General features: G+C 54.9%; 11 protein-coding genes. 10 read left to right on the top strand and 1 reads right to left on the bottom strand.

The features are described 5' to 3' along the window. The first annotated feature begins 60 nt into the window (after positions 1-60). From PAE68_RS16095 to PAE68_RS16085, 3 genes are read left to right on the top strand one after another with little or no spacing between them, the layout of a single operon-like run. Positions 61-2,424 carry a response regulator gene (locus PAE68_RS16095; RefSeq protein ID WP_281888586.1) on the top strand — a complete coding sequence of 788 codons (2,364 nt, stop codon included), beginning with the start codon at positions 61-63 and terminating at the stop codon, positions 2,422-2,424. Beyond that, positions 2,421-2,789, top strand: coding sequence for a response regulator (locus PAE68_RS16090; RefSeq protein WP_281888585.1), 369 nt, complete (start codon positions 2,421-2,423; stop codon positions 2,787-2,789). The genes PAE68_RS16095 and PAE68_RS16090 overlap by 4 nt, the downstream gene beginning before the upstream one ends. 39 nt (positions 2,790-2,828) lie before the next feature. After that, positions 2,829-3,893 (top strand): HD-GYP domain-containing protein, encoded by a 1,065-nt coding sequence (locus tag PAE68_RS16085; RefSeq protein ID WP_281888583.1) that lies wholly within the window; start codon positions 2,829-2,831, stop codon positions 3,891-3,893. Positions 3,894-4,083: 190 nt separating this feature from the next. Here the strand turns inward: PAE68_RS16085 and PAE68_RS16080 are convergent, their stop codons facing one another. Beyond that, positions 4,084-5,079 carry a LacI family DNA-binding transcriptional regulator gene (locus tag PAE68_RS16080; protein ID WP_281888581.1) on the bottom strand — a complete coding sequence of 332 codons (996 nt, stop codon included), beginning with the start codon at positions 5,077-5,079 and terminating at the stop codon, positions 4,084-4,086. A gap of 390 nt (positions 5,080-5,469) precedes the next feature. Here PAE68_RS16080 and PAE68_RS16075 point away from each other — a divergent pair, with 390 nt between their 5' ends. From PAE68_RS16075 to PAE68_RS16045, 7 genes are all read left to right on the top strand, one after another. After that, the gene (locus PAE68_RS16075) at positions 5,470-7,140 is read left to right on the top strand and encodes a glycoside hydrolase family 13 protein (protein ID WP_281888579.1); all 1,671 of its coding nucleotides are present in this window, start codon (positions 5,470-5,472) and stop codon (positions 7,138-7,140) included. A 54-nt stretch (positions 7,141-7,194) separates the two neighbouring features. After that, positions 7,195-9,018, top strand: a complete 1,824-nt coding sequence (locus PAE68_RS16070; RefSeq protein ID WP_281888577.1) for a glycoside hydrolase family 13 protein — start codon at positions 7,195-7,197, stop codon at positions 9,016-9,018. Positions 9,019-9,588: 570 nt separating this feature from the next. Continuing rightward, complete coding sequence (locus tag PAE68_RS16065) at positions 9,589-10,617, top strand: tripartite tricarboxylate transporter substrate binding protein (RefSeq protein WP_281888575.1); 1,029 nt, start codon at positions 9,589-9,591, stop codon at positions 10,615-10,617. A 257-nt stretch (positions 10,618-10,874) separates the two neighbouring features. After that, positions 10,875-11,321, top strand: coding sequence for a tripartite tricarboxylate transporter TctB family protein (locus PAE68_RS16060; protein ID WP_281888573.1), 447 nt, complete (start codon positions 10,875-10,877; stop codon positions 11,319-11,321). 18 nt (positions 11,322-11,339) lie between these two features. Continuing rightward, positions 11,340-12,860 (top strand): tripartite tricarboxylate transporter permease, encoded by a 1,521-nt coding sequence (locus tag PAE68_RS16055; RefSeq protein ID WP_281888570.1) that lies wholly within the window; start codon positions 11,340-11,342, stop codon positions 12,858-12,860. Positions 12,861-13,041: 181 nt separating this feature from the next. Next, complete coding sequence (locus PAE68_RS16050; RefSeq protein WP_281888568.1) at positions 13,042-14,238, top strand: MFS transporter; 1,197 nt, start codon at positions 13,042-13,044, stop codon at positions 14,236-14,238. An 810-nt stretch (positions 14,239-15,048) separates the two neighbouring features. After that, positions 15,049-16,530, top strand: a complete 1,482-nt coding sequence (locus tag PAE68_RS16045; RefSeq protein ID WP_281888566.1) for a lamin tail domain-containing protein — start codon at positions 15,049-15,051, stop codon at positions 16,528-16,530. Positions 16,531-16,556: the final 26 nt, after the last annotated feature.

The following is a 16,556-nucleotide window of genomic DNA, read 5'->3' as shown; positions in this document are numbered from 1 at the left end:
GTGGAGACAGACAGCGCTTGAAGCGCAGGTGAAGTCTGATGTTATTGGAGGTATCCCCTAATGGAGCATATACATGGATCACATGATCCCATATTGGTCGTATTCTCATATATTGTAGCGGTGCTGGCATCCTACACGGCGCTAGATGTCACAGGACGAATCAGCACGACTGAAGGTGTCAGAAGATGGCTGTGGCTGCTGTTCGGCTCGATGGCAATGGGAACAGGTATCTGGTCCATGCACTTCGTGGCTATGATGGCGTTCTCGTTGCCGGTTCCTGTCGCTTATGACAGATGGATCGTAGCGGCATCTGTCGTGCCGTCTATCATGGGCTCTTTCGTTGCGCTGTACATCGTCGGCTTTAGCAAGCGGCTTGGTATGAGTCAGCTCATGAGCGGCGGCCTGCTGCTTGCGCTTGGCGTGACGAGCATGCATTATATCGGGATGGAAGCGATGCAGATCGGCATCTCGTACGATCGTTTCTACTTCGCGCTCTCTGTCCTCATTGCGCTCGTCGCATCGATTGCGGCGTTGTGGCTTACCTTTTATTTTCGTAAGGATCGCGGGCGCGGCCAATGGCTGAAGCTTGCGAGCGGACTCATTATGGGGGCTGCCATTGTCGGGCTTCATTACACCGGGATGATGGCTGCTCAGTTTCACATGGAAGAAGGCTTTAGCCGGGCGGGCGTTGTACTGGATCAGAAGTGGCTCGCATATTTTATTTCCGGCGGGACGTTATTTACGCTTGGCGTTAGCTTGTTTGGCATTTTCATATCCAAGCAATTCTCGTCCAAGGATCTCGAGATCGAGCTGAAGACGAACGAAATATATAGAATGAATCAGGAGCTGCTCCAATTCAATGAGCAACTGGAGGAATTGATTCAGGAGCGTACTGTTCAGCTGGAGCAGGCACGCGATGAAGCGATACAGGCGAACACGATCAAGAGTCAGTTTCTAGCGAACATGAGTCATGAGCTGCGTACACCTCTGAATGCGATAATCGGCTACAGTGAGATGCTGATGGAGGAAGCCGAGGAGCTCGGCGAGCCGATGTTCGTGGACGATCTCGGCAAGATTAGCAAGGCCGGGAAGCACTTGCTGTCGCTGATCAACGATATACTGGACATCTCCAAGATAGAAGCGGGCAAGATGGAGTTATATGAGGAAAGCTTCGACGTATCGCAGCTCATTCAAGATGTGTTAACGACGATCGAGCCGCTGATGGTGGTCAATGCGAATAAGCTTGAGGTAAGCTGTGTTGAAGGTGAAATTGTGGCCGATATGACCAAGCTGCGTCAAATTTTGATCAACCTGCTGAGCAATGCAAGCAAGTTTACGCGGGAGGGTCAGATTACGTTAGAAGTGTATCGACAGACGCGGCATCAACAATCGGGATACAGCTTCCAGGTGAAGGACACCGGCATCGGGATGTCGAAGGAACAGATCGATAAGCTGTTCCAAGCGTTCACGCAGGCCGATTCGTCCACCACACGCAAGTATGGAGGCACGGGACTTGGGCTTGCGATCAGTCAGAAGTTCTGTACCCTTATGGGCGGCGGCATTGATGTTCAGAGTGAGCCGGGTGTGGGCAGCACGTTCACTTGCTGGCTTCCGGAGGCTCCCGTCAAGCAAGGGGGGGCGCTTGAAGTAGCGTCGACGCAGTATGAGCATATCGAGGGACAGCCGCGCATATTGCTGATTGATGATGAGCCGTTCAACGAGCGTCTGATGAAGCGCTATCTGGATAAAGAGGGCTGGTCGCTCGTGTTCGCGGACAACGGGACGACAGGCATCGAGCTGGCACGGAAGCTGCGGCCTCAGGTCATCTGTCTGGATATTGTGATGCCGGGTCTCGATGGATGGAATGTGCTGACACAGCTGAAGAAGGATGAGGAGCTGGCGGACATTCCAGTCGTCATCTGGTCGATGACTAGCGACAAGCAGCTCGGCTATACGCTGGGGGCGTCTGACTTCTTAACGAAGCCTGTGGAGCGGGAACGACTCATTAAGGTGATGGATAAATATATCAAGCAACGCGAGGGGCAGCAGGTGCTGGTCGTAGAGGATGATGTGTCGACGAGCGAGCTGATGACGAAGCTACTGCGTAGGGAGGGATATTCGGCTATTCAGGCTCGTAACGGACGGGCTGCTCTGGAATGCATGAACGATTCCATTCCTGCGCTTATCCTGCTCGATCTGATGATGCCGGAGATGGACGGCTTCCAGTTCATAGCAGAGCTGAGGAGGCACGAGGCGTGGAGTGAATTACCTGTCATTGTCGTGACAGCCAAGACGATTACGACAGAGGACAGGCTGAAGCTGAGCGGGTATGTCAATAGTATTATTCAAAAAGGCGACTACGATTCTCAGATGCTGCTATCCCAAATTCGTCGCTGTCTCGTCACGGAAGGAAGAACGCAATGACAACGATTCTATTGATCGAGGATAACGAAATGAACCGCGATATGCTGTCGCGTAGACTGCAGCGCAAAGGCTATCAAGTCGCAACAGCAGAGGACGGCCAGCAAGGGGTTGAGCTGGCCGTGCAGCTGCTCCCCGAGCTTATTCTCATGGACATGAGCTTGCCGGTGCTCGACGGCTGGGAGGCGACTCGATGGCTGAAGGCCAATGCCGCGACGAAGCATATACCGGTGATCGCGTTAACGGCTCATGCGATGACCAGTGACGAGGAGAAGGCGTACGCTGCAGGCTGCGACGACTTTGATACGAAGCCAGTCATGCTCGAGCGTTTACTTGGCAAAATCGAGACCGTGCTGAGTAAAGCTTAATCTGTCGCTCTGTACATAGCTTGGAATGGAGAATGCAGGATGGAAGATATTAAGCAAGCCAGAATGATCATCGTAGATGATCAAGAGTATAACGTTCAGCTGCTGGAGCGTATTCTTCGGCGAGCGGAATTCAAGCATATCTATAGCATTATGGACCCGCTTCAGATGAGCACCATGCTTAAGGAGGTAGACCCCGATATCGTCCTGCTTGATATGCATATGCCGGGGATGGACGGACTTCAAGTGCTGCAGCTTATTCGTGAGCAGAGCGAGGAGGGCAGCTATTTGCCCGTGCTGATGCTTACAGCTGATGTGACACCAGCTATGAAGCAGCAAGGCTTGCAGGCGGGAGTCAACGATTTCTTGACGAAGCCTTACGACCGAACAGAGGTCATATTGCGCATTAACAATTTGTTAAAAACAAGGCAGCTGCATATTCAGCTGCAGCAGCATAAGAATACGCTGGAAGACAAGGTTAGAGCTCGAACGGAGGAGCTGCGGCGGGCGAAGCTTGAAATCCTGCAGCTGCTTGGACGTGCTTCGGAATATCGCGATGACTTGACGGGCAGCCATACGCTGAGAGTAGGGAGATTGGCTGGACTCATCGCCAGTCGCATCGGTTATACCGAGATGCAGGTGGAGAACCTTCGAATGGCAGCAGCACTGCATGATATCGGGAAGATTGGTATACCGGATCACATCCTGCTGAAGCCGGGCAGGTATGAGCCGTATGAGTTCGATCAGATGAAAGCTCACACACTTATTGGCAGCAGCATTCTCGCGGCGAGCTCCTTCTCCTTGCTGCGTCTGGCAGGTATTATTGCAAGGTCGCATCATGAGAAATGGGACGGCTCCGGCTATCCGGACGGACTGCAGGGGGAGCAGATTCCGGTGGAGGCGCGGATCGTCGCGCTTGCCGATTTCTACGATGCTTTGACCCATGAGCGGCCATACAAGAAGGCTTGGTCTGCTGAGGAGACGATCGCGGAGATCAAGAGGCAGAGCGGACTGCACTTCGATCCGGCCCTTGTCGAGGTATTCATTCAGTTGCATCAAGAGGGGGAAATTACGGAAGGTATGAAGTCTCTTGAGGAGGCTCTCTAGCAGCGATGGAGGGGAGGGCTGAATGCTCGCCAGGCTGTTCTCGATCGAATGAGCTTAAGAGCCGTCTAGCACTGGAGCTGTAGAGCAGAGAGAAGCTGAATCATTATGTGGTAAACAGGAGAAGGGGAGCCTTGCTGCAGATGCAATCGAGGCTCCCTATGCCAGATCGTGTATGGCCATAGACACTCCTTCACCTCGTGCTCTCGCGAATCGCTAGATAGTGATTCACATTCGAATGCTGCGGGATCGCGTTGTCTCCCTTAATCATCTTCACAAGGCTGCGGGTTGCGGTCATGCCGATCTCCGTCGCGGAATAGACGACTGTGGACAGTCTCGGTCTGACGATGGATGAGATGAAGCTGCCGTCGAAGCCGAAGACGGACACGTCCTCAGGCACCCGCAGTCCACGGTCGATCAAGCCGTTCATCGCCCCGATCGCCATCCAGTCCGTCGCGCAGAATACGGCGGTCGGCAGCGGACCCTTGCCCGCCATGCGGCTCATCGCCTTCGTCCCGTCCTCCACGGACAGGTCGCTCTCGACAACCCAATCCTCACGCAGCGGCAGCCCCGCATCTGTCAACGCTTGCACATAGCCTTCATACCGGTCGTCGCCAACAGCGCCCGCTCCAATGCCGCGGATCATGCCGATCTCCCGGTGCCCGCGCGAGATTAAATACGTCACCGCCTCGTAGGAGGCCGTTATATTATCGACGTGCACCGATGGGATATGCGGCCGCCCCGACACTTGCCCGACGACGACGCACGGGATGCCGTATTCGTCGAGAATGGCTGTATGCTCATCCGTAAGCGGCGAGCCTGCGAAGATGAGGCCGCGCGGCTGTATGCCGCAGAACTGGTTCAAGTAATGCAGCTCGCTTGCTGGCGTCTCATCGGTCAGCCCGATCATAATATCGTAGCCGTACAGCTTCGTAACGTTGTTAATGCCGGCGATGAAGTCGTTCAGCACCGTGTTGCTATATTCGGGAATAATGACGCCGATCATCGACGACTCCGCCTTGAACAGCTCGCTCTCCAGCATGCTCGGCTTGTAATTGGTCTCCTTCATCGCCTCTAAGACGCGCTTGCGCACATCATCCCGTACCGGCTTGCTATTATTAATGACACGTGAGACGGTCGAGATGGACACCCCGGCCAGCTCCGCGATTTGTTTAATCGTTACCTTCAACCTATCCTCACCCCTGAGTATTCAGGAAAAAACTTTCCCCTATATTCACCTGTGCATTGGCGGTATGCTCTGCTTGCACGTACAGTTCGTGCGGCGATCTGCCGAGTCGAATGGTACATAAGCTCCCCACACAAGCTGTCCTACGCTCACTTCGCAAGTCGCTCTGCTCCTAACTTACACAATATGAGGATGGAAAGCAAGCTGTGAACGATTCGTTCAAGCTTATTTATGCTGGAATAAATGCGTTGACGGTGTCCATGAGACCGCTTATAATGGCGAGGATGGGAAATTATTTTCCTACTTGTGACGGGATGGCTGATGGTGAAGGTTCCGGATATGGATCATTCATGCAGCGCCTGATTACCCTACGTATAAAGGAGCGGACAGCGTATGAACAACATATGGTGGAAGGAAGCAACCGCCTACCAAATATATCCCCGCAGCTTCATGGACAGCAACGGAGACGGGATCGGCGATCTGCAGGGCATCATCTCGCGCCTCGATTACTTGCAGGAGCTCGGCATTGACGTCATCTGGATCTGTCCGACATACAAGTCGCCTAACGACGACAACGGGTACGACATCTCAGACTATCAGGACATAATGGAGGAGTTCGGCACAATGGCCGACTTCGACGAGCTGCTTGCCGAGGTGCATAAGCGCGGTATGAAGCTTATTCTGGATCTGGTCATCAACCATACGTCCGACGAGCATCCGTGGTTCATGGAATCGCGCTCGAGCAAGGATAACCCGAAGCGGGATTATTACATCTGGGCCGATCCGAAGGATGGGGGCGAGCCGAACAACTGGGAGAGCATCTTCAGCGGCTCCGCTTGGGAATGGGATGAGCAGACGGGGCAATACTATATGCATATTTTTTCCCGGAAGCAGCCGGATCTGAATTGGGAGAACGCCGACGTTCGCCGCGAGCTGTACGATATGGTGAATTGGTGGCTGGATAAAGGGATCGATGGCTTCCGCGTTGACGCGATCTCGCATATCAAGAAGCTGCCGGGCTTCCCGGATATGCCGAATCCGCACAATCTGCGCTATGTGCCGTCGTTCGACGGTCATATGAATCGCGAAGGCATTCATGCGTTCCTCGAGGAGCTGAAGCGCGAGACGTTCGCGAAGTACGATATTATGACGGTCGGTGAGGCGAACGGCGTCAGCACGAAGGATGCAGACCTGTGGGTCGGCGAAGAGAACGGCAAGTTCAACATGGTGTTCCAGTTCGAGCATATGGGGCTGTGGGGCAAGGGTGCGGACGGCGGCCTGAATCTACCAGCGACGAAGCGGACGCTGACGCGCTGGCAGAAGGGGCTGCATGGTGTCGGCTGGAACGCGCTGTTCCTCGAGAATCACGATCAGCCGCGCTCCGTCTCGACGTGGGGGAACGATCAGGAGCATTGGGACAAGTCGGCCAAGTGTCTGGCGACGATGTACTTCCTGATGCAAGGCACGCCGTTCATCTACCAAGGTCAGGAGATCGGCATGACGAACGTGAAGTTCGATTCGATCGACGACTACAATGATGTGGCGATTCGCAACCTGTACAAGTACGAGACGGAGAATGGGAAGAGCCACGATGAGATTATGCAGGGCATATGGCGGAGCGGCCGGGACAATTCGCGGACGCCGATGCAGTGGAGCGACGAGGAGCAGGGCGGCTTCACGACGGGTACCCCTTGGCTGAAGGTGAACCCGAACTATACGGACATCAACGTGCGCAAGGCGATGGATGACCCGGATTCCATTTACCATTATTATAAGCAGCTCATTCAGCTCCGCAAAAAGCATGACGTCATCGTCTACGGCGACTACGACTTGATCGCAGATCACCACCCGCAGCTCTATGCGTATACGCGCACGCTGGGCGAGGAGACGCTGCTCGTCATCTGCAATATGTTCGGCGTCGAGGCTCGCTTCAACCTGCCGCGGTCGCTGAAGAAGGCGAAGCCGGAGCTGCTGCTCGCGAACTATGAGGTCGACGCGGCTCAAGGCATCCGCTCTGTGAAGCTGCGCCCTTATGAGGCGCGGGTGTATGTGTTGAAGGCGTAACGATAGGGCGGGTCAATCGAACGGTTGGCTCGACGGCTAAGGGAGGCATGACTAGTGAAGCGTACATGGTGGAAGGAAGCGGTCGTGTATCAGGTGTACTGGCGCAGCTTCTATGACACGGATGGAGACGGCTATGGGGATATTCAGGGCGTCATCGAGAAGCTCGATTATATCAAGGGACTCGGCGTTGACGTCATCTGGCTGAATCCGGTCTATGCGTCGCCTGATCGGGATAACGGCTACGACATCTCGAATTATTATGAGATTATGCCGAAGGCCGGGACGATGGAGGCGTGGGAGGCGCTGCTTGCGGGCGCACATGAGCGAGGTATGAAGCTTATTATGGACCTTGTCGTGAACCATACGTCCGATCAACACCCGTGGTTCCTCGAATCGCGCTCTTCCCGAACGAATCCGAAGCGGGACTGGTACATCTGGCACGATGCGAAGGACGGCAAGGAGCCGAACAATTGGCGGTCATACTTCGCCCCGAGTGTGTGGGAGTGGGACGCGGCTACGGAGCAGTATTACTACCATTCGTTCGCGGTGGAGCAGCCGGACTTGAACTGGCGTAACTCGGATGTACGGGAGGAAGTGTATCGGATGATGCGCTTCTGGCTGGACAAAGGGATCGACGGCTTCCGCATGGACGTCATTAACCTGCTCGCGAAGAAGGAAGGGTTCCCGGACGCGGACAATCCGAGCAGTATCCATTACCTGGGAAATAATCCGGGTATCCACGATTACTTGCAGGAGATGCACGAGCAAGTACTGAAGCATTACGACATCATGACGGTCGGTGAAATTCCGTTCGTTACGCCGGAGGACGGGCTGCTGTATGTCGGTGAGGATCGCGGCGAGCTGCATACACTGTTCCATTTCGAGGTAGCGGACGATATGCCGACCTGGGATATGCTGCGGTATAAGGAGATTCAGACGCGCTGGTATGAGGGGCTGAAGGGTAGAGGGACGAACTCCCAGTTCCTGAACAACCATGACCATACGCGTCAGGTCACTCGCTATGGCAACGACCGCGAGTACCGCGTGCAATCTGCGAAGCTCTTGGCGACGATGATTCATACGCTGCCGGGTATTCCTTACATCTACCAGGGCGAGGAGATCGGGATGACGGGCGTCCGCTTCGAGCGCATCGACGATTACAACGACATCGCGATGCGCAACAAGTATGCGGAGCTCATCGAGACGCGGGATCCCTCCGAGGTGCTGGCAAGCCTGCAGCCGTTGAGCCGGGACAACTCGCGCACGCCAGTGCAGTGGAGCGGGGAGCCGAACGCTGGCTTCACGAGTGGCACGCCGTGGATTAAGGTGAATCCGAACTATATGGACATTAACGTGGAGCGTGATCTGGCGAGTCCGGATTCGATCTACCGGTATTATGAGCAGCTAATCGCGCTGCGCAAGCAGCATCCGGTCATGGTGTACGGCGACTATCGTGATTGGTCCGAGGGCGATGCGCACGTGTATGCGTACACTCGGAGTCTGGAGGACGAGTGCTGGCTCGTGGTGCTGAATCACGCCGATGAGGAGTCGGTGTTCACGCTGCCTGATGAGCTAGGCTGGGCAGGCGGTGAGCTGCTGCTTGCGAACTATGCGGACTTGGCGGATGCGGACTTGGTAGCGGCGGAGGCTGGTGGCGATAGCGGCGATGTCAATGGCGGGGGCAGTGACAGTGGCAGTGACCATGGCGACGGCAGCAGCAATAGTGGGGACAATGGCGACGGCATCAGCAATGGTGGGGACATTGGCGACGGCAGCAGTAATGGCTGGGAGATCGCATTAAGCAATCTGGTACAGGCACGGAGTATACAGCTTCGTCCGCACGAGGCGCGAATTTATCGTGTGTTACGGGGGAGGTAATGATCCACTGGGCAGACATCAGCGTAATTAAGCGATGGTGCTAAGGAGATCTAGGTGCGTGATCCGGCGTTGGCGAACTCACGAACAAGCATATAGAATCGGTTGTTGCACATACGTGCTGCAGCCGGTTTTTTTATAAACGATGGACGTCGGTAATTATGCGCTGTAGACCTGTAGAAGTACCCCACTCGTTGCACCATCAGGCACAGGCCCATTCGCTGCAATAGGTGACGGACAGTAGCGGAGGGTTGTGGACAGTAACGTAACGGACAGAGGTGACGCTAATCAAGTAAACTGGGTTGTTGATCACTTAAAGCGTACCCTTGCGAATATGAGTATTCGGTCCATCCTAATGGTCAGCGCCGCCGGTGCTCGAATCTCAACAAACACCTCCGGCCCTCTGCTATATGTACCATACCTCGACCCTTCTCATCGACCAAAACGATCAAAACAAACAAAAAGACCAATTGATTGTATTTCTCATGAAAGTAATTAGAATAGAGCTATGAACGTTGGAAGCGCTTACTCACCAACTCATAAATCTGACACAACTCATAGGGGGATACGAACATGAAAAAGAACGTAGTTGGCGGATTGTTAGCGGTTGTATTGCTTGCAGGGACAGCAATTGGCTGTGGCGCGAAGACGGACGGAGGCGGCGGTACGGCATCTGCACCAGCGAAGGAAGAGCCGAAATACCCAACGAAGCAGATCGAAGTGACGGTACCGTTCGCAGCAGGCGGCGGAACTGACCTATATGCACGCGCGATGAGCGATTACTTGAATAAAGAATGGGGACAAGCGGTCGTCGTCGTGAACAAGCCGGGCGCAGGCGGTGCGACAGGCACGCAGGCGGTGCTGAAGCAAGGCACGAAGGACGGCTACTCAGTAGCGGTGCAGAGCGTCTCGGCGGTATCCGGACTGTTCGCAGGCAACAAGAACCTGCCATTCACAATGGACGATTACCAGTTCATCGCCAGAACGACGAATGACCCGCTCGCTTATATCGTGAAGGCGGATGCGCCGTGGAAGGATATGAAGGAGTTCAGCGAATGGGTGAAGAAAAATCCAGACCAGCTGACGTTCGCGAGCAACGGTCCGACAGCGATCGCTTCGTTCGGTGTTATCCAGTGGATGGACAGCATCGGTGTTGAGTACTCGAAGGCGAAGCTAGTCGTCACGAACGGCTCCGGCGACGCGCTGCCGAAGGTAGCGGGCGGACACATCGTGCTCGGCGTACAGGGCGTGAGTGAAGCGGCGAACCTCGTCAAGGCTGGCAAGCTTAAGATTCTCGGCGTAGCCTCCGACAAGAGAAGCCCGTACTTCCCGGACGTGCCGACGATGGAGGAGCAAGGCATTAAGGGCATTACCGCTTCGTTCTGGGTTGGCGTCTCGATGCCTGCTGGCGTACCGGATCATGTCGTGAAGAAGTGGGAGACGACGATCGACAAGATGCATAAGGACCCTGCGTTCCAAGAGAAGCTGAAGTCGATGAACGTTCAAGGTATTTTCCAGAACTCTGCCGATTATGCCAAGCATGTGAAGGAAGAGGTTACTCGCTTCTCGGACATCGTCAACAAGAAGAATCTGCTGAAGTAGGCAGCTCAGCCGTTAGCTACGGCGCCTGCAGCAGATGCAAGGTCATGATTAGGTCAGGACAAGGTGTTAGGATAAGGTGTTAGGACAGGGTAAAGCGGTCCCTGTAACAGAGCGGGAACGGCGGAAGGGAGGATACGCAAGGCGTGTCCTTTCTTCCCGCACGTTCGAGCTCTGAAGTACGATCACATGTACACATCCATCGCGTTCAAGGCACCTTGTGACTCGTTCGCATTGTCAATCGAAAGGAGGAGCTGCATATGCTCGCGGACCGCATTGGCGGCATTATCAGCATCATGTTTGGAAGCGTTGCAATCTCGGAGGCCGTGCGACTGTACCCGAGTCGAATGGACACGTTAGTCGGTGATCATGTATTGCCCGCGCTTGTCGGGGGGCTGCTCGTTGTGCTTGGCCTGCTTCTAGCATTTGTCATCAAGGGTGAGAAATTCTCAGTCGAGTTCCCGGAACGGAAGTCGTTCCTGCCGATGCTCACCGCATTCGGGATGCTGTTCGTGTATTGGGTGTTGATTCAGGTGCTTGGATACGTGTTGAGTACATTGCTGATCGCGACAGGACTGTTCAAGGTAATGGGGCCGTTTCGCCTCGGCAAGGCTGCCATGTTCGGCGCTCTGCTGACCGCGGTCTTCTACTTGATCTTCATATATTGGCTCGCAATGCCGTTCCCCAAGGGGATATTACAACGATAAGACGGGGGGATGGAAGTCATGGAAGCGTTATCGATGCTATTAACAGGCTTCGGCGAAGCGCTGACGCCGATGAATATTGCGATGGCTGTGCTCGGCGCACTCGTCGGAACGCTCGTCGGCATGCTGCCCGGTCTCGGGCCGACGTCGGCGATAGCGATCCTGCTGCCGCTGACCACGGTGCTCGGACCGATCCAGGGTATTATTATGCTGGCGGGAATCTATTACGGAGCGATGTACGGAGGATCGACTACTGCGATCTTGCTCAATATACCGGGTGAGGTATCGTCGGTTCCGACGTGTCTCGATGGCTATCCGCTTGCCAAGAAAGGGAGAGGGGGAGCGGCGCTCGGTATAGCGGCTATCGCTTCATTCGCAGCCGGCTTGCTCGGTGTGGTCGGTCTTGTGTTCTTCGCTCCGGTGCTGGCCGATCAGGCGCTCAAGTTCGGGCCGCCGGAATATTTTGCACTCATGGTGCTGGCGTTGACGGTTATCGTTAATCTCGCAGGCAACTCGATTATCAAGGGCTTGATCATGGGCTTGCTCGGCTACTTGTTCGCGATGATGGGTATGGGGCCGTCCGGTGGACAGATGCGCTTCACGTTCGGCAGCGATGCGTTGATGGCCGGCATCGATATGATCAGCGTCATTATCGGCTTGTTCGCGATTGCGGAAGTGTTCAAGGGGATGGAGGAGAATAAGGGGACGATTGCGATTGGTAAAATCTCGAACCCGTACCCGAACGCCTCCGAGCTGAAGCAGAGCACCGGCGCCATCGCGCGCGGCGGTCTGCTCGGCTTCGTGCTCGGCCTACTGCCGGGCTGCTCGACAGCGGTCACGACGTTCCTCGCCTACGATCTCGAGCGCAAGGTGTCGAAGACGCCGGAGCGGTTCGGCAAAGGCGCGATCGAAGGCGTCGCTGCACCAGAAGCGGCGAACAATGCGACAAGCTCCTCAGGCTTCATCCCGCTGTTCGCGCTAGGCATTCCAAGCTCGCCTCCGCTCGCAATCTTGCTCGCGGGACTAATGATCTACGGCCTGCAGCCGGGTCCTGTCTTGTTCGAGCAGAACGGCGGCTTCGTCTGGACCGTTATTGCGAGTATGTTCATCGGCAACGTCATGCTGCTCGTGCTGAATTTGCCGCTCGTCGGCCTATGGGCGAAGCTGACTCGTGTGCCGTACGGCATCATCGCGCCGATCATTCTGATCTTGAGCATTATCGGTACGTACACGCTCCGTAACAGCTTGTTCGACGTCTTGATGGCGTTGATCTTCGGTGTCGTTGGATACGTGCTGAATAAGTACCGCTGGCCCGTCGTTCCGTTCATTCTATGCTTCATTCTCGGACCGATGATGGAGCAGTCGTTCGTGCAGACGCTGTCCATGTCGGGAGGTAGCTTCGCGATCTTCGCGACCCGTCCGATCGCGCTGTCGATCTTCGCGCTCGCGCTCGTGCTGCTCGTCGTCTCGATCGTGCTCATTCGTCGTACGAAGAAGCAAGTGAAGGCAGCTGTTGGCGAGGATGCGGACATTGCGGGATAGTACGGGCTAGTACGGGATAGTAGCATGGCTGACAGACGTGCACGATGAAGCATGTGCCGCAGTCAGTGAGCTGTGCACGATGAAGCTGTGTCGCAGACTGCGACTGCTCTAAGTAGGCTGGCTGCTGTAGCAGCCAGCTGCTTCCAGAGCTGCCGTCCGCATCTAAAGGAGATCGAGCGATATGGATTACGGCACACCGGCTTATTGGAGGGCGACCGCTGCACTTAGCATGGGGTCGTTTCTCGTGTTTACCATTGTATACTTGACACAGCCGCTGCTGCCTATATTCGCCTCTGAGTTTCAATTAAGTGAGGAAGCGGCCAGCCTGTCGATCTCGATCGTCATGATGTGCATCAGCGTAGCGATGCTGCTCTATGGTCCGATATCGGATGCGTACGGACGGAAGCCGCTCATGGTGCTGTGCATGGCTGGAGGCACCGTCTCGACGCTGCTGACAGCCTATGTGAGCGATTACTCGCTGCTCATAGGCTTGAGAGCGGTTCAGGGGCTGTGCCTTGCCGGCATTCCTGCGCTCGCGATGGCTTATATGAGCGAGGAATTTTCCGCTAAGGCGCTTAGTGTATCGATGGGCATCAACATCGGCGCCAATACGATCGGGGGAATGAGCGGACGAATCTTGAGCGGCATCATTGCTGATCATTACGGTTGGCGCGCATCCTTCTTATGTATGGGCACGCTGGCGATCGTGCTGCTTGCGCTGTTCATTTGGCTGCTGCCTGCCTCTCGCCAGTTCCATCCGACACCGCTCCGCTTCATGTCGGCGGGACGCGCCTTGCTCGGGCATGTGCGCAATCCGGTGCTGCTGATCGGGATGGTTATCGGCGGACTGCATTTCTTCATCTTCATCGGCTCGTTCAACTACTTGACGTTCCTGCTGAGCGGGGAGCCGTACTGGCTGTCGGCTACAGCGATCGGCTTATTGTTCTTCGCTTATCTGGCCGGTACGCTCGGCTCGGTGCTCTCAGGTCAGGTGTCCGACCGCTGGGGGAAGGCACGCTGTATGATGGCAGGGATCGCCGTGTTTGCCATCGGCTTGCTTCTTACATTGCTAGGTGCGGTGCCGGTCATCTTGCTCGGTCTCGTGCTGCAATGCTTCGGGGCGTTCTTCGCTCATTCCGCCTCGGCGAGCTGGGTCAACGCCAGGGCACAGCATGCGAAGGCGAGCGCAGCAAGCTTGTACTTGTTCTTCTATTATATAGGGGGCAGCTTGGGCACCTACTACTTAGGACTGTTTTGGCAGTCGGATCGGTGGCCGGGGGTAGTGGCAGGCTCGCTGCTCGTCTTTGGAATCACATTCAAGCTCGCGCTCCGGCTGCATCGCATGGAGCGTTCCATGCGTAGACGTGCGGATGGATAGTTGGGCAGTTAAGCCGCACAGCAGCGCTTGAGTGATCATTACTGCGAATAAGCTCATATGGACAGCCTCTTCGAGGGCTGTTTTTCTCTTTTACAATAACTTCACTTGCAGTTAACATCTCTATGACAAATTCGTGTTTAATTTACAGTATATTCTATTGTTATAAAATAGTAGTATTGGAGGTTCGCCTGAATCATGCTTCATCATACCTGCAGTACATGCGATCGGACATTGCTCGATGTCCAGGAAGAAGGAATGCTCCGAATTCGTGCTCGTGTCATTCTTGTCTCTCCCGATAACGGTGACGTGTTCGGGCTTTGTCCACAGTGCAAGTCATTCGCTCCTTTGCCGCTTCGTATGGTGATTAATGCTACAGGTAACGACAATTATGTTGAAAATGATACAAAATGTTTCACAAACAACAACAATACCTTTAAATCTAGCTGATGCACGCTTAACAAATGTTGGGATTACAAGTGGTATACTGTCACTGTTGGTACAATGAGGTCCTCGGGACGGCCAAGCTTATTTGGTCGTGTCCGGGGATTTTTTTTTGTACGGCATCCGAGGTGAGCTCGGATTATTCACGAAGAGCGCAGTGACTGTTCAGGGAGTGGAGAGTCTGGACAAGCATGCTGTGCGTCTGGCCGAGAGGAGGGGCGCCTCGCTAACGCAGTGGTGTTGTCGGAAGGTGTAACACGCAGTCTTATAGCACTGTCGAATCGTATCTCGTCATAACCCGTCGCATATGCCAGTATCGGATGTATTCTGTATTCCATCTCTATCTCAAATATAAGGAGAGAAGAAATCATGAAATGGTTCCGTACGATTGCAACGACTGTATTAGGTGCAGGTATGATCGTAAGCATGTCCGCTATAGCTCCGCAAGCGCAAGCCGCATCCACGAGCGTGATGATTGTAGAAGTATATAATGCAACAGCTAACGGTGACGAGTGGGTGGCACTCGCTAACGTCGGATCGACCGAAGCGGATCTGAGCGGCTGGGCGTTACAGGATTACAGCGGTTCGGGCAACGCTCAGGCGAAGTGGTACTTCCCATCGGGAACGAAGATGCCTGCGAGCTCACTGCTCGTGATCGAGAAGACAGCGGGCAATTCCGGCTCGGCTGCGAAGGGTGTAGCGGCACTGACAGGCGGTAGCTTCAACTTCGCAGGCAGCAGCGATCGTATTGATCTGATCAACGCCTCGAACGCCTTGGTAGACGGTATCGCGTGGGGCACACCGAACACCGTAGAAGGCTTCAGCATCAACAGCTCCTCAACGAGCGGTACGTCGTTCGAGCGTCAGACAGCGACGGATACGGATGCAGCTGCAGATTGGCTGGCAGTTACTAGCAACGTACAAGCGTACGCTTGGTCCCCGTTGCCTGGACAGACGTCGAATGCGCCGATCGTACAGACGGTATCCCCGGCTGAGGGTGCGGTGAATGTGCCGATAGGCTCCGATCTGACGGTGACCTTCGACAAGGATATTACAGTCGGTGAAGGTGTTCTGACTGTAGTGAATGTGACGGATTCACTAACTTTCGCGACAATCGATGTAGAGGCCCCAGAAGTCGCTATCACAGGTTCAACGCTTCAAGTCAGCCTGAACGACCTGCAGCCAGGCAAGAAGTATGAGGTGACGATGCCTGCGGGATACGTGCTGGACGATGCAACATTCAACAATGGCAACGGCTTGAAGAAGTGGTCCTTCACGACAGCACCTCAGCTGTCCGCGAGTCTGTCGAGCGTACGCTCGGCTGCGATCGGATCGATCGTAGCTGTGCGCGGAGAGGTGACAGCTGTGCTCGGAAGCCATAACGCCTGGATTCAGGATGCCACGGCCGGTATTCGCATGTACCAGCCTAGCGGCATCGGCACGCTGACCGCTGGACAAGAGGTTATCGTGACAGGTACGGTTAAGAACTACAACAACGATCTGGAGCTCGAGCTGAGCTCGATCGAGGTGCAATCGAGCAATACGATCCCAACGCCGCAGCCGGCAGTAACAGCTGTGAATCTCGTAGGCGAAGCGAACGAAGGCAGCCTCGTGAAGGTCGAGAACGTATGGGTGAAGGCCGACTATAACACAGGAGCTGGCGGAGTGATCGTCACGGACGGCACGAATGATCTGGTCGTGTACGCACAGGCAGGCAGCAGCATGAAGGCTCATCTGCAAGCCTTGCCGAAGTCGTCCTCGAGCAAGTTCGATATGGTCGGTGTGAGCTCTGTATACAATTCGACGATTGAGCTGCTGCCACGTACGAACGCAGATATTGTAGCGAAATAACGATAGCAGAAGCTGTAGACGAATGC

Origin of the sequence: Paenibacillus sp. YYML68, from assembly GCF_027923405.1 — a bacterium.
Lineage (GTDB): Bacteria > Bacillota > Bacilli > Paenibacillales > NBRC-103111 > Paenibacillus_G.
Note: the sequence above shows the minus strand (reverse complement) of the source record. Positions and strands in the feature narration are given on the sequence as shown.

Coding starts and splice junctions, on each gene's coding strand:
- PAE68_RS16075 (WP_281888579.1), top strand. CDS start 5,470: ATGAACAACATATGGTGGAAGGAAGCAACCGCCTACCAAATATATCCC.
- PAE68_RS16050 (WP_281888568.1), top strand. CDS start 13,042: ATGGATTACGGCACACCGGCTTATTGGAGGGCGACCGCTGCACTTAGC.
- PAE68_RS16095 (WP_281888586.1), top strand. CDS start 61: ATGGAGCATATACATGGATCACATGATCCCATATTGGTCGTATTCTCA.
- PAE68_RS16065 (WP_281888575.1), top strand. CDS start 9,589: ATGAAAAAGAACGTAGTTGGCGGATTGTTAGCGGTTGTATTGCTTGCA.
- PAE68_RS16045 (WP_281888566.1), top strand. CDS start 15,049: ATGAAATGGTTCCGTACGATTGCAACGACTGTATTAGGTGCAGGTATG.
- PAE68_RS16090 (WP_281888585.1), top strand. CDS start 2,421: ATGACAACGATTCTATTGATCGAGGATAACGAAATGAACCGCGATATG.
- PAE68_RS16055 (WP_281888570.1), top strand. CDS start 11,340: ATGGAAGCGTTATCGATGCTATTAACAGGCTTCGGCGAAGCGCTGACG.
- PAE68_RS16060 (WP_281888573.1), top strand. CDS start 10,875: ATGCTCGCGGACCGCATTGGCGGCATTATCAGCATCATGTTTGGAAGC.
- PAE68_RS16085 (WP_281888583.1), top strand. CDS start 2,829: ATGGAAGATATTAAGCAAGCCAGAATGATCATCGTAGATGATCAAGAG.